This window comes from Mycobacterium neumannii (genome assembly GCF_048452905.1).
Taxonomy (GTDB): domain Bacteria; phylum Actinomycetota; class Actinomycetes; order Mycobacteriales; family Mycobacteriaceae; genus Mycobacterium; species Mycobacterium neumannii_B.
The window spans coordinates 452,868-472,762 of sequence record NZ_JBCGVF010000007.1; the positions used below are offsets into that span (position 1 = coordinate 452,868).

26 protein-coding genes, 4 tRNA genes and 1 pseudogene are annotated in these 19,895 nt (G+C 66.0%); 20 read left to right on the forward strand and 11 right to left on the reverse strand.

The annotated features are described in order from the left end of the window. Nucleotides 1–7: 7 nt before the first annotated feature. From AAHH99_RS22480 to AAHH99_RS22490, 3 genes are read right to left on the reverse strand one after another with little or no spacing between them, the layout of a single operon-like run. Nucleotides 8–412, reverse strand: coding sequence for a TIGR02611 family protein (locus AAHH99_RS22480; RefSeq protein ID WP_418770676.1), 405 nt, complete (start codon nt 410–412; stop codon nt 8–10). Between the two features lie 11 nt (nt 413–423). Next, nucleotides 424–1,041: a PaaI family thioesterase gene (locus AAHH99_RS22485; RefSeq protein ID WP_418770677.1), complete on the reverse strand. Its 618-nt coding sequence runs from the start codon at nt 1,039–1,041 to the stop codon at nt 424–426. A 21-nt stretch (nt 1,042–1,062) separates the two neighbouring features. Further along, nucleotides 1,063–1,929: an aldo/keto reductase gene (locus AAHH99_RS22490; protein WP_418770678.1), complete on the reverse strand. Its 867-nt coding sequence runs from the start codon at nt 1,927–1,929 to the stop codon at nt 1,063–1,065. A 38-nt stretch (nt 1,930–1,967) separates the two neighbouring features. Here AAHH99_RS22490 and AAHH99_RS22495 point away from each other — a divergent pair, with 38 nt between their 5' ends. Continuing rightward, the gene (locus tag AAHH99_RS22495; RefSeq protein WP_418770679.1) at nt 1,968–2,465 is read left to right on the forward strand and encodes a DUF1990 family protein; all 498 of its coding nucleotides are present in this window, start codon (nt 1,968–1,970) and stop codon (nt 2,463–2,465) included. A gap of 125 nt (nt 2,466–2,590) precedes the next feature. Further along, nucleotides 2,591–3,292, forward strand: a complete 702-nt coding sequence (locus AAHH99_RS22500; protein WP_418770680.1) for a GAF and ANTAR domain-containing protein — start codon at nt 2,591–2,593, stop codon at nt 3,290–3,292. A gap of 13 nt (nt 3,293–3,305) precedes the next feature. On the opposite strand, the gene AAHH99_RS22505 is transcribed toward AAHH99_RS22500, so the two are convergent. Together AAHH99_RS22505 and AAHH99_RS22510 are read right to left on the reverse strand one after the other, a co-directional pair. Then, complete coding sequence (locus tag AAHH99_RS22505) at nt 3,306–4,172, reverse strand: L,D-transpeptidase (protein ID WP_418770681.1); 867 nt, start codon at nt 4,170–4,172, stop codon at nt 3,306–3,308. Between the two features lie 227 nt (nt 4,173–4,399). Beyond that, a complete protein-coding gene (locus tag AAHH99_RS22510; RefSeq protein WP_418770682.1) occupies nt 4,400–4,876 on the reverse strand; it encodes a hypothetical protein in 477 nt (158 codons plus the stop codon). Nucleotides 4,877–5,229: 353 nt separating this feature from the next. Here AAHH99_RS22510 and AAHH99_RS22515 point away from each other — a divergent pair, with 353 nt between their 5' ends. Together AAHH99_RS22515 and AAHH99_RS22520 are read left to right on the forward strand one after the other, a co-directional pair. Beyond that, nucleotides 5,230–5,631, forward strand: a complete 402-nt coding sequence (locus AAHH99_RS22515) for a phage holin family protein (protein WP_418770743.1) — start codon at nt 5,230–5,232, stop codon at nt 5,629–5,631. Next, a complete protein-coding gene (locus tag AAHH99_RS22520; RefSeq protein ID WP_418770683.1) occupies nt 5,628–5,957 on the forward strand; it encodes a DUF3618 domain-containing protein in 330 nt (109 codons plus the stop codon). The genes AAHH99_RS22515 and AAHH99_RS22520 overlap by 4 nt, the downstream gene beginning before the upstream one ends. Nucleotides 5,958–5,965: 8 nt before the next feature. Here AAHH99_RS22520 and AAHH99_RS22525 read toward each other — a convergent pair whose 3' ends face one another. Together AAHH99_RS22525 and AAHH99_RS22530 are read right to left on the reverse strand one after the other, a co-directional pair. After that, a complete protein-coding gene (locus AAHH99_RS22525) occupies nt 5,966–6,373 on the reverse strand; it encodes a pyridoxamine 5'-phosphate oxidase family protein (protein ID WP_418770684.1) in 408 nt (135 codons plus the stop codon). An 86-nt stretch (nt 6,374–6,459) separates the two neighbouring features. Continuing rightward, a tRNA-Val gene (locus AAHH99_RS22530) sits at nt 6,460–6,531 on the reverse strand. Nucleotides 6,532–6,831: 300 nt separating this feature from the next. On the opposite strand from AAHH99_RS22530, the gene AAHH99_RS22535 reads away from it, so the two are divergent. From AAHH99_RS22535 to AAHH99_RS22555, 5 genes and pseudogenes are all read left to right on the forward strand, one after another. Continuing rightward, nucleotides 6,832–6,904 (forward strand) — tRNA-Gly (locus tag AAHH99_RS22535). 27 nt (nt 6,905–6,931) lie between these two features. Beyond that, nucleotides 6,932–7,002: transfer RNA gene (locus AAHH99_RS22540), tRNA-Cys, on the forward strand. A gap of 13 nt (nt 7,003–7,015) precedes the next feature. Continuing rightward, a tRNA-Val gene (locus tag AAHH99_RS22545) sits at nt 7,016–7,090 on the forward strand. Between the two features lie 142 nt (nt 7,091–7,232). Then, nucleotides 7,233–7,518 (forward strand): annotated as a pseudogene (locus AAHH99_RS22550) (IS21 family transposase); the annotation flags it as partial. Nucleotides 7,519–7,839: 321 nt separating this feature from the next. Beyond that, nucleotides 7,840–8,304: a DUF6197 family protein gene (locus AAHH99_RS22555; RefSeq protein WP_418770685.1), complete on the forward strand. Its 465-nt coding sequence runs from the start codon at nt 7,840–7,842 to the stop codon at nt 8,302–8,304. Here AAHH99_RS22555 and AAHH99_RS22560 read toward each other — a convergent pair. Both AAHH99_RS22560 and AAHH99_RS22565 read right to left on the reverse strand, forming a co-directional pair. After that, nucleotides 8,283–8,525: a hypothetical protein gene (locus AAHH99_RS22560; RefSeq protein ID WP_418770686.1), complete on the reverse strand. Its 243-nt coding sequence runs from the start codon at nt 8,523–8,525 to the stop codon at nt 8,283–8,285. The two genes, AAHH99_RS22555 and AAHH99_RS22560, sit on opposite strands and share 22 nt — an antisense overlap. Before the next feature lie 386 nt (nt 8,526–8,911). Then, the gene (locus tag AAHH99_RS22565) at nt 8,912–9,220 is read right to left on the reverse strand and encodes a hypothetical protein (protein WP_418770687.1); all 309 of its coding nucleotides are present in this window, start codon (nt 9,218–9,220) and stop codon (nt 8,912–8,914) included. 328 nt (nt 9,221–9,548) lie between these two features. On the opposite strand from AAHH99_RS22565, the gene AAHH99_RS22570 reads away from it, so the two are divergent. Then, entirely contained in the window at nt 9,549–9,974 is a 426-nt protein-coding gene (locus tag AAHH99_RS22570) for a hypothetical protein (protein WP_068197419.1), read from the forward strand. Between the two features lie 3 nt (nt 9,975–9,977). On the opposite strand, the gene AAHH99_RS22575 is transcribed toward AAHH99_RS22570, so the two are convergent. Beyond that, nucleotides 9,978–10,331, reverse strand: a complete 354-nt coding sequence (locus AAHH99_RS22575; protein ID WP_418770688.1) for a helix-turn-helix transcriptional regulator — start codon at nt 10,329–10,331, stop codon at nt 9,978–9,980. A 76-nt stretch (nt 10,332–10,407) separates the two neighbouring features. Between AAHH99_RS22575 and AAHH99_RS22580 the strand changes: the two genes are divergently transcribed. The 6 genes from AAHH99_RS22580 to AAHH99_RS22605 all read left to right on the forward strand — a co-directional run bounded on the left by AAHH99_RS22580 (nt 10,408) and on the right by AAHH99_RS22605 (nt 13,853). Next, complete coding sequence (locus tag AAHH99_RS22580) at nt 10,408–10,896, forward strand: polyketide cyclase (RefSeq protein WP_418770689.1); 489 nt, start codon at nt 10,408–10,410, stop codon at nt 10,894–10,896. Between the two features lie 33 nt (nt 10,897–10,929). Then, nucleotides 10,930–11,655, forward strand: coding sequence for a Clp protease N-terminal domain-containing protein (locus tag AAHH99_RS22585; RefSeq protein ID WP_418770690.1), 726 nt, complete (start codon nt 10,930–10,932; stop codon nt 11,653–11,655). A gap of 41 nt (nt 11,656–11,696) precedes the next feature. Continuing rightward, entirely contained in the window at nt 11,697–12,170 is a 474-nt protein-coding gene (locus tag AAHH99_RS22590; protein WP_418770691.1) for an RNA polymerase sigma factor, read from the forward strand. Then, nucleotides 12,167–12,760: a methylated-DNA--[protein]-cysteine S-methyltransferase gene (locus tag AAHH99_RS22595; RefSeq protein WP_418770692.1), complete on the forward strand. Its 594-nt coding sequence runs from the start codon at nt 12,167–12,169 to the stop codon at nt 12,758–12,760. Before AAHH99_RS22590 ends, AAHH99_RS22595 begins: the two co-directional genes overlap by 4 nt. A gap of 64 nt (nt 12,761–12,824) precedes the next feature. After that, on the forward strand, nt 12,825–13,316 hold the full coding sequence (locus AAHH99_RS22600; protein ID WP_418770693.1) for a hypothetical protein: 492 nt from the start codon (nt 12,825–12,827) through the stop codon (nt 13,314–13,316). Between the two features lie 6 nt (nt 13,317–13,322). Beyond that, entirely contained in the window at nt 13,323–13,853 is a 531-nt protein-coding gene (locus AAHH99_RS22605; protein WP_418770694.1) for a GNAT family N-acetyltransferase, read from the forward strand. 68 nt (nt 13,854–13,921) lie between these two features. Here AAHH99_RS22605 and zapE read toward each other — a convergent pair whose 3' ends face one another. Beyond that, nucleotides 13,922–14,941: a cell division protein ZapE gene (zapE, locus tag AAHH99_RS22610; RefSeq protein WP_418770695.1), complete on the reverse strand. Its 1,020-nt coding sequence runs from the start codon at nt 14,939–14,941 to the stop codon at nt 13,922–13,924. 34 nt (nt 14,942–14,975) lie between these two features. Between zapE and AAHH99_RS22615 the strand changes: the two genes are divergently transcribed. From AAHH99_RS22615 to AAHH99_RS22630, 4 genes are all read left to right on the forward strand, one after another. After that, entirely contained in the window at nt 14,976–15,758 is a 783-nt protein-coding gene (locus tag AAHH99_RS22615) for a pyrimidine reductase family protein (RefSeq protein ID WP_418770696.1), read from the forward strand. A 25-nt stretch (nt 15,759–15,783) separates the two neighbouring features. Next, entirely contained in the window at nt 15,784–17,349 is a 1,566-nt protein-coding gene (locus AAHH99_RS22620; protein WP_418770697.1) for an alpha/beta fold hydrolase, read from the forward strand. Nucleotides 17,350–17,385: 36 nt separating this feature from the next. After that, on the forward strand, nt 17,386–18,699 hold the full coding sequence (gene aftC / locus AAHH99_RS22625) for an arabinofuranan 3-O-arabinosyltransferase (RefSeq protein ID WP_418770698.1): 1,314 nt from the start codon (nt 17,386–17,388) through the stop codon (nt 18,697–18,699). Nucleotides 18,700–18,827: 128 nt separating this feature from the next. Then, complete coding sequence (locus tag AAHH99_RS22630; RefSeq protein WP_418770699.1) at nt 18,828–19,895, forward strand: oxidoreductase family protein; 1,068 nt, start codon at nt 18,828–18,830, stop codon at nt 19,893–19,895.

A 19,895-nucleotide genomic window follows, 5' to 3' on the forward strand; every position in this document is an offset into this window, starting at 1 on the left:
GGCCCCGTCAGGACCCGATGCCCAGAGGGCTCTGAAGCAGCTTGTGCTCCAGCCCAACGAGGTCGCCGAAGAAGTTGACCGCGCCCAACAGCCACAGCGTGGCGAACACCACCAGCGCGGTGAACACCCCGCCGAGGATCTGCACGATGCTGTGCTGACGATGAAACCAGTCCATCGCCTTGTCGTAGCGATCCTTGGCGTAACCCAGCAGCCGTCGCGCCCACTCGAACTCGGTGGCCAGGATGCCGAGGCCGACGAAGACGATCGCCCAGCCCGGGCCCGGGTACGGGATGGCCAAAATGCCCAGCCCCAGGACCACGGCACCGACGACGCCCACCCCGATGCGGTACGCGAAGTTGATCGAGCGTCGGTCCCGGACCCGGTCGCGCCACCGTCCGAGGCGCCGTTTCACGTCTGCAGCGTTCACGGCTGGCCCGGTTTGAGTTTGACGAACAGCGCCTGTGCCTCGGCCAGCACGGTATCGCAGTCGAGCAGTCGCCCGGAGACGAAGATCTTGCGGCCGTCGATCCGGTCGATCCCCGCCTGCACCTGGAACTGCTTCTCGACGTGCGCGATGTGCCGGTAGTCGATGTGCAGAAATGCCGTGCGCTGGGCCCTACTGCCGCTGAGCTTGAACGCGGTGAAACCCAGCAGGGCGTCGAACAGCTGCGCGACGCTGCCGCCGTGGGCAGCCCCGTTGCGGCCGAGGTGGAAGCGGCGGAACTCGGCGGTGCCTTCGATGCGCTGATCGTCGGTGACCTGCACGTCGAGCGGGATCGACAAGATGTTGCCGCGGTTGGGCAGGTCCAGGCGTCGGCCGGACGGTGAGGACCATTCGTCGGCGTAGTAGGGGGCGAGCAGCTGCGAGACCTTCTCGATCTGGTCGGCGGCTTCGCTGATCACATCGTCGGGGGCATCGGCGGCGCGGGCATGATCCTGCAACGTGCGGACCGCTTCGATGAAGCGCCCGTAGTCGGGTCCACCGCTATCGGTGGCCACCGGCGGGTTGAAGCCACCACCGGGCGGCCGCTCTGAGCTCACCCGTCCACCGTATTGCCTCGCTCAGTCGCCGGCGGCTCCGGCTTTGCTCAATGTCTCGAACTCGTCGTCGGACAGGTCGATCTCGGCGGCGGCGACGTTCTCCTCCAGATGGGCCACCTTGGAGGTGCCGGGGATCGGCAGCATCACTGGCGAGCGTTTGAGCAGCCACGCCAACGCCAGCTGCGAGGCCTTGGCGTGATGGTCGGCGGCGATGCGCTGCAGTGGCCCGTCGGGCGCGGCCAACGGCCCGGCGGCCAGCGGAAACCAGGGGATGAACCCGATGTTGCGGGCTTCGCAGGCGTCGAGCACCGGTTCGGCGGAGCGGACGCTGAGGTTGTACATGTTCTGCACGGTCACAATCGGTGCCACCTTCTGTGCGGCCTCGAGCTGGTCGACGGTGACCTCGGAGAGGCCGATATGGCGGATCTTGCCTTCCTGCTGCAGCTTGAGCAGTTCGCCGACCTGGTCCTCGGCGGGGAACTTGGTGTCGATGCGGTGCAGCTGGAACAGGTCGATGGTCTCGACGCCGAGGCGCCGGAGGCTCATCTCGCACTCCTGGCGCAGGTACTCCGGGTAGCCAAGCACCGGCCACACGTCGGGTCCGGTGCGCAGCAACCCCGCCTTGGTTGCGACGACGACACCGTCATAGGGGTGCAGCGCCTCGCGGATCAGCTCCTCGGAGACGTAGGGGCCGTAGGAGTTGGCGGTGTCGATGAAGTTGACCCCGAGTTCGACGGCGCGACGCAGGACCCGCAGACACTCGTCACGGTCCTGGGGAGGACCCCAGACTCCCTTGCCGGTCAACCGCATTGCGCCGAAGCCGAGCCGGTTGACCGTCAGGTCGCCGATGATGAACGTGCCGGACGCCTGTGCGACGGGGGTGGTCATGTCATCGACCGTACGCCGACGATGGCAAGGTAGCGCTGGTGAGGCTCAGCGATCTCGCCGCGCTCCCGCTGACGTATCCCGAGGTGGGTGCCACCGCCGGCACGCTGCCGCCCGGGTACCACCACGTGCACAAGACGGCGGTCATCGGCCATGGCCGCGAACGCTTCGACGAAGCCGCAGCGGCCGGCATGCGATGGGGCATGCTGCGCGGCGCAGGGGTGCGAGTTGAGGCGACGACGGAGGTCGCCGAGGTCGGCTCGGAGGTCCTCGTGCACCTCGGCCCGATCGCGGCACCGTGTCGCGTGGTCTACGTGGTCGACAACCGCCATGCTCGCGGATTCGCTTACGGCACGCTGCCCGGTCACGCGGAGTCGGGTGAGGAGCTGTTCCTGGTCCGCTACGACCCGGCTTCCGACGAGGTGTCGGCCGTGGTGACCGCGTTCTCCCGGCATGCGACCTGGTGGAGTCGCCTCGGGTCGCCGGTGACGTCGCTGGTCCAGCGGGTGGTCACCGACCGGTATCTGAGGGCGCTGTAGCGCGCGGATCTGCGGTGCAGATAAAAAATGCACTGGCGACGGCTTTCGTCACCGATAATTACGAGCTGTCGGCAGGTCGATCTTGAACTTGCCCGCGTAATCTGGACGACGGTGAAGGACTCCGAATGGTGATGGCGAACAGACCCGACGAACGCGAGGATGCGCACCTGCGCATCGCGGAGCTGGTGCGCGGGCTCTACAGCCGACCCGATGCGGACACCGTGATCGCGGAGTTGGCCGAACATGCGGCCGTCGAGATTCCCGGGGCCCGGTACGCCGGTATCACGATCACCCGCAAGCCCAAGAGCGTCGAGACGCCTGCGGCCACGCATATGTACCCGATGCTGTTGGACAAGATTCAGCAGCGCCACCAGGAGGGTCCGTGCCTGACCGCGGCGTGGGACAAGAAGGTGGTCTACGTCGCCGATCTCCACACCGACGACCGTTTCCCGCTCTATCGCCGGGATGCCTTGGCGGAGACGCCAATTCGCTCAATCATGGCGTTCCAGTTGTTCATCGAGGGCGAGACGATGGGCGCGCTCAACGTCTATTCCGAGGAACCCGACGCCTTCGGTGAGGAGTCCAGGAGCCTGGGACTGGTGTTCGCCGCCCATTCGTCGGTGGCCTGGAATGCCGCGCGCCGCGACGAACAGTTTAGGCAGGCCCTGGCCAGCCGCGACACCATCGGACAGGCGAAGGGCATGATGATGGAACGCTACGGCGTCGACGCCGTCCAGGCCTTCGATCTCCTACGCAAACTGTCGCAGGACTCCAATGTGCCGCTACTCAAGATCGCCAAGGAGATCGTGGACAAGTCGCGCCCCTGAACGCGAAGTCCCTTTACCGGGCGATCACCCGCGGAACCTCTGGATTCGCCGGTTCGACCCGCGGTCGCGGCACCTCGATGTTGTTCTCCTGCACCAGGACAGGGTCTCCGACCTTGACGTGGTCGAAGTACCACTCGGCGTCTGCAGGACTGAGGCTGATGCATCCGTGGCTGACGTTCTCGTGGCCCAGTGAGTTGATCGCCCACGGCGCCGAATGCACGAAGATGCCACGTCTGGTGAGCCTTACAGCCCATTCCACGTCGAGCAGGTAGCCGTCGTCCGCGGTCACGGGGATGCCGACGCTGCTCGAATCCATCTTCACTTCGCGTTCTTTGCCCAATACGGGGAAAGTCCCCACCGGCGTCGGGTATTCGGGCCTGCCCATCGAGGCCGGAAAGACCCCGGGCTCACCGAAGAAGGGCCGGTGGTGCGGCGAAGGCAGTTTGTCGGGTGGGACCCCGTCAATCGTGACCGTGAAGGTGTGGTCGGCGATATTGGCAACGCCGACAACCGCGGCGCCGGTGGCGATGTTCGTCTTGAAGCCGCCGACAGACAGCGCAATGGTGCTGTGGGCGGGCCAGAATTCGTCGGGCGCCCAATGGACGGTCTTGGCGTCGAGCCACTCGAACGTGCCCGTCATCGGGGGCGTCGAGGTGATATCGAGCAACCGCTCGGCCGCATCCCTGTCGACGACGGAGTGCTTGAACGTCACTATCACGGGATGTGCGATGCCCACGACCTGATCCTCGGCGGGCAATATGGACGCGATGGCACTTCTCACCGCCTGGCTAGCGGCCGCCGCACCTTCGCCGGCCGGCCCAACGACCACACTGGTAGCGACGACAACGGCGGCGAGAACACACCGAAGTACAGCACGCAATCTTGGTGCCTCCCTTGAAATTACAACGATGTCAATAATGGTAGGTCAGCCGGAGTGCTTTAGGGCCAAGAGCGCGTAGGCAATTCGATTAAGTCTCAGTCACGGTTCGGCCACAGAATCCGCCCCGCCGAGGCCAGCGCAATTCGACTGGCCGCCAATGAATTTGGCCCGGCAGCGAGACTTGCTCGCCGCCGGGCCAAACCGGAGGGACTATCCTCGGTGGGCCGTCAGGTCACCGGTCCTGGCGGAGTGGGCTGACCCGGGACAGGCGCTCCGGGCGCCGGTGGACGGGATGGGTCTCCCTTGCCCTTTCCGGCCAGCCCGCCCATCTCCGTGAGCGGAGCGCCGACCACTGCGGGAGCGCCGCCCACGATCGGAGCTCCGGCCACTGGCGGCACCAGCGGCGGGGGCACAAGCGGTGGCACCAGGGGCGGAGGCACCAGGGGCGGAGGCACGACCGGCGGCACCAAAGGCGGCGCGATCGGAGGCGGGCCGGGAAGTGCCATCGGCACGCCGGCCATATCTGTCAGCGGAGCACAGACGGGTGCCCCGGGTGCTCCGGCAGGTGCACCGCCCTTCGATTCCACACATTCATATCCCCCGGCCGAGGCGGCCGGGCTCAGTGCGATGGCCGCTCCGATGGCCGCACCCAACAATCCAGCCCCCACAGCTGCCGCGATGTTGACTCCTTTAAAGGTCGTCATCGACGTTGATCCCTCCACTCACACTCATACTTTCGTTCAACCGAGGCAGCAGGTCTTGCATGCCGTACCGAGGTCGCGTCCGTACGACCGCGTTAATATCAGCAGGCGATTGTCAAGGACTCGCCACGCCGCACCGCACCGTTTCCAAATGGTGACCGCTTCGGCATGGGAGAGCCGCATTGGACGTCGGCCGCGGCCTCGATCTCCGGTCCCACCTGCGGTTCTGCCGCCCTCACCGTCGTCGCCCAGATAACGGTCAGCAGATGCATTCAAAGGGGCTTCGGTGTTTCGGGCCTGTTGACCACGGGCATCACTGTCGCGACACGTCAGGACAAGTCAGAGGTTGGTATGTGATGACGGTGGAATCGAGATCTGGCGCCGACGCGTCGGTCGGCGAGTTGATGAGCCAGTTGTCGACGCAGACGTCGCGGTTGATCCGCGACGAAATGCGGTTGGCGCAGAAGGAATTTCAGGAATCGGCCAGACATGCCGGGATCGGCGCGGGCTTGTTCAGCGTGGCGGGCCTGCTGGCCTTCTTCGGCGCGGCGACCTTGATCGCGGCGGGGGTGGCGGCGTTGTCTCTCGTGCTGCCCGTTTGGGCCGCGGCGCTGATCGTCGCGGCAGTACTTTTCGTGATCGCGGGCATCGCGGCCCTGGTGGGACGCAGCCAGGCTCGGGAGGTCACACCGGCGGCGCCGAAGACCGTCGAGACGGTAAAAGCAGACATCCAAGAACTAAAGGACGCCCGGTCATGACCGCACCGAACCCACGCCCCGAGCCCGGCCCGGATGCGGGCGTCGACGACATCGAGGCCGACATCGAGCAGACCCGCCAGGAACTTGGCGAGACGGTCGAGGCGCTGCAGGCCAAGTTGGATGTAAAGGCGCGCGCGAAGGAGAAGGTCGACGAGACCAAGGAGCACGCCAAGGACAGGGCGGCCGAGACCAAGGAGCGCGTCGTCGAGAAGGCGGACACGCTCCGGCACACCGCCACCGACAATCCGAAGCAGACAGTGCCGATCGCAGCGATCGTCGCCGTGCTCGCCGTTGTCGGGATCATCGTGTGGCGACGCAGGCGCTAGGCCGGCCGCTACGAACCGAAACGGAAGCGACGGCCGGTGACGCGTCGCGGAAGCACGCGGATGTAGTGGTCCTTGGTGTGCGCGGTCCAGGGCAGTAATTGCGCCTTCTCGGCCTCCGCACGGTCGTCATCGTCGTGCACGGTCCGCGCAACGCCCCGCACGATGACGCTCCATCCTTCGCCGACGTTGTGATCGTCGGCTTCGAAGAGCACGTCGCGGTTGACCGCTGTGCTCACCAACTTGGTGCCCTGTGCCGTGCGGAACAGGAGCGTCTTGCGCTGGACGACAAAGTTCACCGGAAAGATCTCGGGAATTCCATCTGCGCTGGTGACCAGGCGCCCCAACGACACGCTGCCCAGGAGATTCCAGCATTCACTTTCCGGAAGTATCTCGCCGGGCGGCTTCTCTTCAGACATGACGACGACCTGCGAACCGCGAAGTGATCTCCAGAGGCATGAGTTGAGTCTAGGGAGACGGGGCGCGACGCGTCCTGGTGAAGGGGTGGTCCCGGCTGGGTTCGAACCAGCGACCTTCCGCGTGTGAGGCGGACGCTCTCCCACTGAGCTACGAGACCGGAGAGTCGACCGAATGGCCGAACGACGTCGAAGACTAGCACGATCGAAGGTCGCGTCCCGAATCCACCCGACGGGGATTTGGGCCGTCCACTTGCTGGTTCCAGTGCCACGTGCGTCCATCGGTGGTCACATGCCGCGACTATGGCTCGGGGCGTGGATTCTTCGTCTCACGCGAGTCGTACCAGCTGTTTTGAGATGTGAACGGGCAGAGACGCACCGGCGAACGTCGGGATTTGTGCAGCTACACTTTGGTGGACTATCGTCGTCCTTCGCGACGGGCGACGAGTCGTTCGTGGCGCGCGGATGTAGCGCAGTTGGTAGCGCATCACCTTGCCAAGGTGAGGGTCGCGGGTTCGAATCCCGTCATCCGCTCGAAGGTGCAGTGGCATCAACCCCAGCGGTGGAGTGGCCGAGTGGTGAGGCAACGGCCTGCAAAGCCGTGCACACGGGTTCGATTCCCGTCTCCACCTCTACGAAGGTTCGGCGCGATTAGCTCAGCGGGAGAGCGCTTCCCTGACACGGAAGAGGTCACTGGTTCAATCCCAGTATCGCGCACCACAGTTTGTGCAGTTCAGAGGCGCTTTTCAGGATCTGAACGGGCTACATGCCCAATACGTGCCCAACCGGTGCTGGCAGAGCTCGGCTTCGACGATCGCTAACGCGAGGTTGCCGATCATGTCCCAACACCCACACGTTTGACTTGGTGGCCGGCCTTGACCGGGGGACCCGCGAGCTCGGTGGTCTCACCCGGGCGTGGCGGTTCGACCGGATGGCCACGGTCTGTGACCCCGGCAGCCGCCGAGTGACCGCCTCCTTCGCCGGGGTGGCCAAGCACTACGGAGTGACCGTGGCGATTTGTCCGCCCCGGCGTGGCAACCGCAAGGGCGTGGTGGAGAAGGTCAATCACACTGCAGCGCAACGCTGGTGGCGCACTCTCCGACGACATGACCGTTGAGCAGGCTCACGTGAGTTACCCCCGATTGGCTAAGTGAGTGAACCCCCGGACGTGGTCCAGCTACGAGCCACGTCCGGGGCCTCCCGCGGATGTCACCGAAGCGGACGATGTTCGATTTCGAGCGCTCATCCGCCGAAGCCGCCTCTCGTGTCGGTCCGCGACCACCAAGCCACCCTCGGGCCTTGAGTTGCCGGGCTACCCGGTCCTGCCACGCACCCAGCGCGGGACACCTCGATCGAGAATCCGCCTAGAAGCCCGTCACACACGAGCTCGTGCCAAGGGGGGGTTAACCCCCGTCAACTTGGAGGTCAACCTCGTGTTGTCGTGCGGCCGCACCTCGTACTTTGAAGGTATGGCTGACATGAATACCGACCGGAAGGTAATCGAGGGCGCCCTCGCGCTCATCGAGGCTGACGGCGGGTGGACCCAAGGCGCCTACTACCGCGACGCCGATGGCACCCAGGTGCACCCGGCAGTCGACTCGCCGGGCAACTGGGTGCGCGTGCACACCGAGCACGTCGGCGCGGGAGGCTACCGGACACGCACCGAGCCCGTGGCCGCCCCATGCAGCTTCTGCCTGGGAGGGGCGCTACGTACCGCAGCTGGCTACTGGCACAGCGGGCAGCCTTACGCGGCGCAACAGCAGGTCGATCGGCTGGAGTCAATGCTGGTGCGGCTGGCCAATTCCGCCGACGCAATGAACTGGCCGGACCTGAACGCCTTCAACGATGACGTGCACACCACCGCGGCCGACGCGGCGCTGCTACTGAAGCACGCCGCAGCCCATCTCGACGCTCAGGTGCACGAGCGGTCCTGAGCAGCCCATTTCAGGAAGCTCAATGTCGCGGTGAAGCTGAAGAGCACCACATCCGGAAGACGTGGATGAAGCAGAAGATTCTCGCTGCCACCATGGTGGGTGGGCGGTTCGTCGAAGCTGACCGCCGAGGCGCCCGCGAGCCCGGGTGCACTTGCGTGTAGGACGATGCCGGTCAGTAGCGCGAAGGCCCGGAACAGCATCGAGTGCATGGAGACGTTCACAGGTACACGGCATTGTTTGCCCGGCCTGGTTCTACCTCTGACCGGTGAGCCATGTCCCCAAAACCGTTTGAATAGTCAAGGCTTTTGGGAGCGGGCTCGGCGCGACCGCAGTCCTTGATCTGGCCTCGACAGGCAGATCGGATCATTAAGGAACTCCGCGATCTCACGTCCAAAAGACCGGAACGTTCTCGCGTTCAAAGAATGTGGCGCCGTGGACCTGGAGATGATTTTGTCCAGCGTTAGTCCGTTTCTACGCCGTAGCCGCCACGGAGGTACTTTATGGGCGGCCTTCAAGATCTGCTTTGCAGAGTTCTAGCAGCGCCTCGACGTCAAGCTCCGACTCGTCGCCGAGTCTTTTGAGCCATGACCCTTCTTCGTCGGCGTCTCTACACCATGGCGGTGACAAACGACAGCAGCGCGAGTACCAGGACGATGATCCCCACCAGGACGCAAAAGGCGCCGGCCGCGGTCAACTTCTGGGGCCGCCTCGTGTCCTCATTCAGGATGTCTCCGACTGACGTCTTCATCCGCGCGAACAGGTCTGTCCATGAGACGCGCCGCAGACCCTCTCGGGTAGCCGCCGGCTCGCGGCCAGGCTCGTCGGGAACCGTGCCGACGCCGTTGCCGTAGAGCACCACGCCGAACAGGATCAAAACAGCTGCCGAAACCAGTAGCACTACCGCGATTGCAATCACTTGCCCCGTTCCTCACCGAGTCGAAAATCGTTCAAGTCGAACTGCCCTCCGCGCCAACACGAGCCGTGACCCGAAGTCACTTGTGAGCGGATACCAGTGAGGCTTCCCGGTAATCGCGCGGTTGAATCGGCGACCTCGCGACTTCGCCTGCAACTGGGCAGCAGACTTTCCACACGCCGCCGCCGTGCGGACCACCCGGGCGGGAACAACCCCGCGCCTTCTCAATCGAGGGTGTTCTGCCCTGCAGTGACGGGAAAAGGCTCGGCCGCCGTGTCGCACCTACTACGCTTTGCGGAAGACCGACCGGTCCTGACATCGAGGGTGGGACATGATTCGCCAACTGCTCGCCGCCGCCGCGATCGCCGGCGCCGCCGTCTGCGCGGCCCCGTTCGCTTCCGCTGATGACACCGACTACCCCGACACGCCGGGCCGCTACGCCTCCGACGTGCCGGGCATGAACTACGACGCCCACCTCACCGGGCCGTGCTTCAACCTCGAGCGGTTCACCTTCGGGCGCGGACCCGGCGGCGAAGTCCTGCAGTGCCGCTGGATCGAGAACCAATGGCCGCCGATCCCGACCAATCAGGGCTTCTGGCAAGCCTCGTACGAACTCTTCGGCGTCCAAGACGTCGGCGCGCCCTGCCCCAAGCCTCAAGCCGCCGCCCAGACGCCCGACGGCCGCCCGATGCTGTGCCTCGGTGCGCGCGGTTGGCAGCCCGGCTTCTTCACTCGCGAAGGCTTCTTCCCGAGATAACCGTCAGGCCCGCAACGTCTCGCTCGGCGGAGTTCCGTAGGTGCGTTTGTACACGCCGCTGAAGCGGCCTGCGTGAGTGAATCCCCACCGTCCCGCGATCGCCATCACGGTGTCCCTGCGCGGGTCCGCCGTTTGCAGTTCGCGGTGGGCTCGGTCGAGTCGCACGCGCCGAAGGTACTCCAACGGCGTGGTGCCCAGATGTCGCCGGAATGCGTACTGCACCGAGCGTGGCGTCACATTGACGGCAGTGGCAATATCTCTGAGTGTTATTTCCCTGTGGGCGTTCTCGTTGATGAACGTGATCGCGCGCCGCAGCAGGGCGGACTGCACGCGAGCTGGGTCCACATGGTTGCGCATAGCAACTGGCGAATACCCCGACCGCTATGACCGAAACGACTTCCGCGACGTTTCACGTTCGGGGCATGATTTGCTGATGACTAATCGCATCGAAGTCCAGCGGACTATCGCCGCACCCGCACCCGACATCTTCGCCGTGCTGACCGATCCCCAGGGTCACGTAGCGATCGACGCGAGCGGCATGCTGCAGGACGCCGAGGGCGAACCGGTTCGCGCCGCCGGGGACAGCTTCGTCGTGCACATGGACCGCGAAGCGCTCAACGACTTCCCCATGGGCAAGTACGACGTCACCGTCTCGATCCGCGACTTCGAACAGGACAGCTTGATCTCGTGGACGATCCTGGGCCGGATCCGCCCGCAGATCGGTCATGTCTACGGCTACCGCCTCGAACCCGCCGACAACGGCACGCTCGTGACGTCGTTCTACGACTGGTCGGATATCGACCAGCACTGGCGAGAGGCGGGCATCTTCCCCGTCATCTCCGAAAGCGCGTTGCGCGCGACGCTGGGCATCCTCGACCGCACGGTTCAGCGCGGATATCCGCGATCGTCAACCCACAGTTGACGCACAGTCGGCCGTCAACCTAAGGTTGACGCCATGACGCAGCCCACCACGATCACCAACCCGGTCCGGCTCGACGACCTCATCGACGTCATCAAGACCGTGCACTCCGAACCCCTCGAACAGCTCACCGACGCGGTGCTGGCGGCGGAGTCACTCGGCGAGATCGCCGACCATCTGATCGGCCATTTCGTCGATCAGGCCCGCCGCTCGGGAGCGTCGTGGACCCACATCGGTAGGTGCATGGGCGTCACCAAACAGGCCGCGCAGAAGCGCTTCGTGCCCAAGACACCCACTGACGCCGATCTTCTCGACCCCAACGCGGGCTTCGGCCGGTTCACCCCCCGCGCCCGCAACGTCGTCGTCGAGGCCCAGAACATCGCACACGCAGCCGGCAATCCCGAGATCGGATCGGATCACCTCCTGCTGGCGTTGTTCAAGGACCCCGACGCCCTGGCCGCCAAACTGCTCGCCGGCCAGGGGGTCAACGCGGACGCGGTGTCGAAGGTGGTGTCGTTGCCGTCGCCGGCCGACGGAGAGCTTCCCACGCTCATCCCGTTCGACAGCGCCGCCAAAAAGGTGCTCGAGCTGACGTTCCGTCAGGCACTTCGTTTGGGGCACAACTACGTCGGGACCGAGCACATCCTCCTGGCGCTGTGGGAAGCCGAGGCCGACGGCGGACCGCTGCACCGCGCCGGCGTCGACAAGGACCGCTTCGAAAGCGAACTCCTCGACGCGCTGCGGGCGTTCACCAAGGACTGATCTCACACGTGTCCACCCTTCGACGTCTACATGATGTGAGGGTGCGACCGTTCGAAGACGTGGTGGCCGAGCACGGTCCGACCGTGCTGCGCGTCTGCCGCGCGGTCGTCGGTCCCGTCGACGCCGAGGACGCCTGGTCTGAGACGTTCCTGTCAGCGTTGCGCGCCTACCCGCGGTTGCCGGCCGACGCCAATGTCGAGGCGTGGCTCGTCACGATCGCGCACCGGCGCGCCCTTGACGCCGGCCGGGCCCGCTCCCGCAGACCAACGCCCACCGACTCGTTGCCGGAACGGCCCTCATCACGGGCGGACCCCGCCTCCCGCGACCCCGATTTGTGGGACGCCCTGGCGCGACTGCCCATAAAGCAGCGCCAGGCCGTCGCCTACCACCACATCGCAGGCGTGCCGTTCGCCGAGATCGCCGGGCTGCTCGGCAACTCCCCGGACGCCGCCCGCCGCGCCGCGGCCGACGGCATCAAGACCCTGCGCAAGATCTACCGTGAGGAAAGCCGATGACCTTCAACCTTTTCGATGAATTGACCCCCGAGACCGCAGCGCTCGACCGGTTGCACCGACAGCTGGAACGCGCCGCCGACGACCAGGGTGTTCTCGACGTCGCCTACCGCATGATCGACAGCCCGGTCGGCCCGCTCCTGCTGGCCGCCACCACCGTCGGACTGGTCCGCGTCGCCTTCGATATCGAGGGCCACGACGCGGTGCTCACCCGGCTGGCGGAGGTTGTCAGTCCGCGCATCCTGCAAGCACCCGCGCGACTCGACACCGTCGCACACCAACTCGACGAGTACTTCGCCAAGCAACGCACCGCGTTCGAGGTGCCGGTCGACCTACGCCTGGCCGCGGGCTTCCGCCGCAGCGTGATCGAACACCTCCGCGACATCGCCTACGGACAGCGCGCAAGCTATGCGCGCGTCGCCGCCGCCGTCGGCAACCCCCGCGCCGTGCGGGCGGTGGGAAGCGCGTGCGCCCACAACCCCCTGCCGGTGGTGATTCCCTGCCATCGCGTCGTGCGCTCGGACGGGACACCCGGTCAGTACGTCGGCGGCCCGCAGGCGAAGTCGACGCTTCTGAGCCTCGAGGCCGCCTGAGGCGTCGCCTTGGGTCTGCCTGGAAGCGTCTGTAACAGGTTTCAGTCTGTGCGATCATTCGGGGATGCGTCGCTGGTTCGTGCTCCTCGTAGTCGCCATGGCGACTGCCGCCGGGATCGTCGCTGCGCCCGCATCGGCGGTGACCGCCCCGATCGGCAGGCTCGGTGACACCTTGCAAGTGAAGTTCAAGGGTTTGGTCGCCGACATCACCGTGCACAGCGTCGATCCGTCTCCCGTTCCACCCGGCTTCGGCTACGCCCCGCGCCCCCCGCGCCAGCAGGTCTGGCGAGCCTGGGTGACGGTGCATTCCGTCCAGGTGCCGACGCCGTACGCGCAGTCGATCACCTACAGCTTCCGCGGCGTGACGCCGACCGGCGACAGCTACGAACCGCGCAACACTGACGCTCCAGACGCACTGCAGGCCCAACTGACCAACGCACCCGCAGGATCCTCGGTCAGCGGCGCGGTGTTCTGGGACTGCTACCGCGACCTGGTGTCCAACGTGGTGCTGCTCGACAAGATCACCGGTGAGCACCTGGCTCAGTGGAACGTGTAGTCGCCGTTGGGGATTGACGTCACGGCGGCCGTCGACGCCGACTTGCCCGAACTCGCCGACGTCGCCGCCCGCACGTTTCCGCTCGCCTGTCCCCCGGCAGTGACTGCCGACAACGTCGCAGCGTTCGTCGAGGAGAACCTGTCGCTATCGCGCTTCCGCGACTATCTCGTCGACCCCGATCGAGTGGTGCTCGTCGCGCGCACCGGCGCTTCGATCACCGGCTACGCCATGTTGATTCGGGGTGTGCCCGATGACCCCGACGTCCAGCGCGCGGTCGAGTCCCGCCCGGCGGTCGAGGTGTCGAAGATCTATGTGCTGCCCGAGCACCACGGCTCCGGGGTGGCGACCGCGCTAATGAGCGAATCGGTGCGGATGGCCAAGCAACTGGGCGCCGCGGCGGTGTGGCTGGGCGTCAACCAGCAGAACCAGCGTGCGCAGCGGTTCTATGCCAAGCACGGTTTCGCGGTCAGCGGCACAAAGACGTTCCGGTTGGGTGCGGCCACCGAGAACGACTACGTGATGGTGCGCACGTTCTAACGGAGCCGAGTGTGGGCTCGACGCACGTCGCGGCCCGCGAAAGGTGTGTGGGTAACCCACGTTCGCGATCAAAGGGGCTCCCGCGACAACGCGAGCAACCGGGACGTCGCGCGCAGGTACTTCTTGCGGAACCCGCCGGCCAGCATCTCGTCGCTGAAGATGGTGTCGAGCTTGGCGCCCGACGCCACCACCGGGATCCCCGCGTCGTAGAGCCGGTCGGTCAGCGACACCAGGCGCAAGGCCACATTCTGGTCGTCGACTGTGTGCACGCCGGTGAGGAAAACCGTCGCGACACCTTCGATCAACGTCAGGTACCGCGACGGGTGCATGGTCGCCAGATGCACGCACAGTGCGTCGAAGTCGTCGAGCGTCGCACCCGGCGACCGCGCGGCGCGCTCGCGAACCTCGGCGTCCCCAAGCGGTTCGGGAGCCGGCGGCAGATCCCGGTGGCGATAGTCCGGCCCGTCGATGCGCACCGTCTCGAAGATGGATGCCAGCGTATTGATCTCCCGCAAGAAATCCTGGGCCGCGAACCGGCCCTCCCCCAGTTGCTCGGGCAGCGTGTTCGACGTCGCGGCCACCGACACACCGCGCTCGACAAGCTGTGAGAGCAACCGCGAGATCAGCGTCGTGTTGCCCGGGTCGTCGAGCTCGAACTCGTCGATGCACACCACGACGTAGTCGGCCAGCAATTCGATGCACTCGACGAATCCGAAAACGCTTGCCAGTTGGGTTAATTCGCCGAAAGTGGCGAAAGCCTTCGGTTCCGGCAACCGGTAGTACGACGAGGCCAGCAGGTGCGTTTTGCCGACGCCGAAGCCCCCGTCGAGATACAACCCGACACCGGGCAGCACCTCGCGGCGACCGAAGAGCTTCTTCTTACCCGCGCGACGCTGCTGTGCCTGATCGCAGAACCGCAGGCATGACTGCACGGCCGCGGCCTGGGACGGTTCGGCGGGATCGGGGATGTAGGTGTCGAAGCTGACGTCGGAGAAGGTGGGTGGGGGCGCGAGTTGGGCGATCAACCGGCCGGGGGTGACGTCGGGGTGGCGGTCGACGAGATGCTGCACCGCTTCGGACCCGTCCATGCACGCACCCTATCGACGTGCTGCAATCATCTTCATGCCCGATACCGCCCCTGCGGCGCAGTTCACAGTGCTCGGGCCCGACGGCGCACCGATCGACGGCACCGACGGGCGGCTCGGCGACTTCTACGCCTACCCCGCCGAGCTGCGCGGGTGCTGGGTGCGCGGCAACATGATCGCCAGCATCGACGGCGGAGCGACCGCCGGCGGCAAGACCGCGGCGCTCGGAGCGGCCGGCGACCGCAGCGTCTTCGAGCAGATGCGCTACGCCGCCGACGTCATCCTCGTCGGTGCGGCCACCGTGCGCACCGAGAACTACTCCGGCGCGCATGTGCCCGTCCCGCAGCGGGGCGCCCGGCAGGCGCGCGGCCAGGCGGAGGTGCCGCCGATCGCCGTCATCACAAGATCCGGCGACCTCGACCCCGGCGCCCGCTTCTTCACCCGCACCGAAGTGCCGCCGTTGATCCTGACCTGCTCTGCGGCCTGCGACGCCACCCGCAAACGCCTCGGCGGGGTGGCCGAGGTGATCGACGCGTCGGGCCCCCGGCCCGACGAGGTTGACGCAGCGACCGCGCTGCAGGCGCTCGCCGAACGCAAGCTGTTGCGGGTGCTCTCCGAGGGCGGCCCGCTGATCTTGAGCCTGCTCATCGAGAACGACCTGCTCGACGAGCTTTGTCTGACGGTGGCCCCGTTCCTGGTCGGCGGCAAGGCACCCCGCATCGCTTCCGGCCCTGGCGAGGTGCTGACGCGGATGCGCCCGGCGCATGTGCTGAGCGACGACGACGGCTATCTCTACACCCGCTACGTGCGGCTCGACTGAACCACGCTTCAGTACTGTGGTCGGCATGCATCGGCGTGGTCAGCTGGTTCGGCTTCTCAGCCTGGCGACCGCCGTGGCTTTCGTCGCGGCGTGCGCGCCGGGCCTCGCGGCCAATCCCCGCTTCGCCACCGACTCCGGGGCGGGGCCTCAGGGCGAGCCACAAACGACCCAAGCTGCTGACGGCCCGCCGCCTATCGAGGCGCCCAAAAACGACCTGGCGTGGCGCGACTGCACGTCGCGGGTGTTCAGCGACGCGGCCATGCCTTCCGTGCCTGGTGTGACCTTGGACTGCGCCACCTACGACGCCGACCTCGACCCGATCAACGGTGCGTCGGGCTCGGTCAGCATCGGTGTGGTGCGCGCCCGCGGACCGCAGACCCCCCAGGACGCCGGCCCTGTGGTGATGACCACCGGCTCGGACCTGCCGTCGTCATTGCAGCTGCCGGTCTGGCTGTCGCGCGCGGGCACCGATGTGCTCAAGAGCCACCCGATCGTCGCCGTCGACCGCCGCGGCATGGGCATGTCCGGCGCGCTGGACTGCCGCGACCTGTTCGACCGCCAAGAAATGCTCGACCAGGCGCAGTTCCAGTCCGGCGACGATCCGGTGGCAAACCTGGGCGCCATCGTGCAGACCGCGACGACAAGCTGCACCGACACCATCGCCCCCGGTGATTCGGCCTACGACAACTCCCACGCCGCCGAGGACATCGAGCGGCTGCGCAGCACCTGGGACGTGCCCACCCTCGCACTGCTGGGCGTCGGGAACGGCGCGCAGGTGGCGCTCGCGTATGCCGGGTCGCATCCCAACAAGGTCGCGCGCCTGGTGCTCGATTCTCCTCTGCCGCTGGGCATTGCCGCCGAAGCCGCTATGGAGCAGCGGGTCAAGGGCGAGCAGGCCGCGCTGGATGCGTGGGCCGCGCAGTGCGCCGCGGCCAACTGCGCGCTGGGCCCGGATCCGAAGTCAGCGGTGGACGCGCTGCTGTCTGCCGCACGCCAGGGCCGCGGACCCAACGGCGCCGCCGTCGCGACCGTGACCAACGCGATCTCGACCGCGCTGGCTTACCCCCGCGGGGACCGCATCGAGTCGAGTAATGCGCTGGCAACCGCGATCGCGGCCGCGCAGTCGGGTGATCCCGCGCCGTTCACCGATCTGATCGCGAGGGCCGAGAGCCTGCGTAACACCGACGGTCAGTTCGTCAACGGCTGCAGTGATTCGCTGAATCGGCCCACTCCGAACCGAGTGCGCGAATTGGTCGTGGCCTGGAACAAGTTGTATCCGCAGTTCGGCACGGTCGGCGCGCTGAACCTGGTCGATTGCCTGAACTGGCCGAGCGGTTCGACATCCCAGCAGCCCGAGAACCTCAAGATTCCCGTGCTGCTGCTCGGCACCCAGAACGACCCGATCGTCGGCAACGAGGGCGTCGCCGCGGTCGCGGCCACGGTGATCAACGCCGGGTCGGCCAACAGGCGGGTGATGTGGCAAGGCATCGGGCACGGCGCCTCGATCTACTCGCCGTGCGCGCTGCCGCCGGTCCTGGGTTACCTCGACAGCGGCAATCTGCCCGACACCGATACGTTCTGCCCTGCCTGACGCCTGACCTCGACCGCGGTCGGGTACCGTGCGGTCGTGCGCGATCTTGTGGCCAATTCGTTGACGACGCCCTTCCGGCCCCGAACCTCCCCGCCCAGCGTTGCGTCGGTGTTGAAGGTGATCCTGTGGCCGCTGGCGATCCTGTTCATCATCCACCGCAGCTACGTGCTGGCGACCAACGGCTACATCACCGACGACTACGGACCCGTCTATCGGGCGGTCGTCAATTTCAAGATGGGCTGGGACATCTACAACGAGCACTTCAACCACGTCGACCCGCACTATCTGTATCCGCCGGGCGGAACGTTGTTGATGGCGCCGTTCGGCTACCTGCCCGTCGACGCCTCGCGGTACTGGTTCATCACGTTCAACACGATCGCGATCGTGTTGGCTGCCTACTTCCTGGTGCGACTGTTTGGTTACGGCTTCCGCTCGGTCGCTCTGCCGGCTCTGCTTGCGGCGATGTTCTGCACCGAAAGCGTGATCAACACACTGGTTTTCGGCAACATCAACGGGTGCATCCTGCTGGCGGAGGTGCTGTTCTTCCGCTGGCTGCTGGACGGTAAGCGCAACCACCAATGGCTGGCGGGTGCAGCGATCGGACTGACGCTGGTGGTCAAACCGCTTCTGGCGCCGCTGTTGTTGCTGCCGCTGCTCAATCGCCAGTGGCGTGCGCTGGTCGCCGCGATCGCGGTGCCGCTGGTCTTCAACGCCGCAGCATGGCCGCTGATCAGCGACCCGATGAGCTTCTTCACGCGGACGGTGCCCTACATCCTCACCACGCGCGACTACTTCAACAGCTCGATCGCCGGTAACGGGATCTACTACGGACTGCCGACGTGGCTGATCCTGTTGTTGCGCATCGCCTTTGCGGTGATCGCCGTGATTTCGCTGTGGCTGCTGTACAAGTACTACCGCACCCGCGACCCGCTGTTCTGGATGACGACGTCATCGGGCGTCCTGTTGATCACCTCGTTCCTGGTGCTGTCCCTTGGTCAGGGCTACTACTCGATGATGCTGTTCCCGTTCCTGATGACGGTGGCGCTCCCGAACTCGGTCCTGCGTAATTGGCCTGCGTGGCTTGCGATCTACGGGTTCATGAGCGCCGACCGCTGGCTGCTCGGACACTGGCCCACCACCGGGCGGTTCCTCGAGTACATGAAGTTCACCTACGGCTGGGGCCTGATGCTCGTGGTCGTGTTCTCGGTGCTGTACTTCCGCTATCTGGACGCCAAGGCAGAGGGCCGACTCGACGACGGGATCGACCCGACCTGGCTGAAGAAGCCGCCGCCGACCGAGCCGGACAGTACGGGAGAACCGGCGAGGCCCGTCGCACCGCCGATCAGCTGAAGGTGACGGCTGCACAGTATTTGCCAAAGCAAGTTCATACCGCATGTTGTCGCGCTTATATCCAGTGCTGATGCGCTTCTGGTCTCGTACGATTGATTCGCTCGCGGGGTCGACTGGGGAGGCGCAATATGCCGACAATCCCGGTGGATCCGCAGTCCATCACCCCCGAATGGCTCAGCGACGTTCTGCAGGCCGAGGTGCGAGTGTACAAGCTCGAGCAGTTCGGGATCGGCGTGGGGTTGCTCGGTCGCCTCTATCGCGCCCACCTCGACGGCGGCCCGGACGTGCCGCCGACAGTCGTGGTCAAGCTCCCAACGCTGGACACGATCGCGCGGACCAACCTGTGCGAGGACCTCGAGTTCTACCGTCGGGAAGTCCGGTTCTACCAGGAGATCGGCGTCGCTAATCCACTGCCGCCGGCACGGCCATACTTCGCGGCCTTCGACGAATCGACCCACGATTTCGTGTTGGTCCTCGAGGATCTCGGTCGACTGCGCAAAACCGACCAAGTCCTGGGGTGTTCGGTCGCGGACGCCGAAACCCTCGTCGACGCCCTCGCTCGCCACCACGCCTATTGGTGGGACAGCGACCGCCTCGCGTCGCTGTCGTGGCTGAAGATGCACGTCGATCCGCCGTTTCCTGAGGTGATCATCCGTAATTACCATGCCGCGTGGACGAGGTTCATCGAGCGACTCGGGCCGGAGCTGACGCCGGCGGTCCAGGACTACGGTGATCGGTTCGCGACGCTGATGCCGTGGTTTCTCGAGGAGGTGGCCCGTCCGCCCCTCACGTTCCTGCACGGGGATCTCCGATTGGATCAGTTGTTCTTCGCCGCCAGCGAGAGCGATCCGCCGGTGACGGTGCTGGATTGGCAGGTCAGCAGCAAAGGTCGGGGCGCCTACGACGTCGGCTACTTCCTGGGCCAGAGCCTCACCCCGGACACGCGGCGCAGTTGTGAGGATGAATTGCTCGCCCGCTATCGCGAGCGCCTCGCCGAGCACGGGGTCGACTACCCCCGCGAACAATTGCGACGAGACTACCGAATCGCCACCGCGTGGTGCTTCATCTATCCCGTCATGGCCGAGGGGCGCATCAAAGTCGTCAACGAACGAAGCCTCCGGTTGACCCGCACGATGTTTCGTCGCGCCGTGGCGACTCTCGAGGACCACGACGCCTTTTCGCTGAGCCCGGACTGA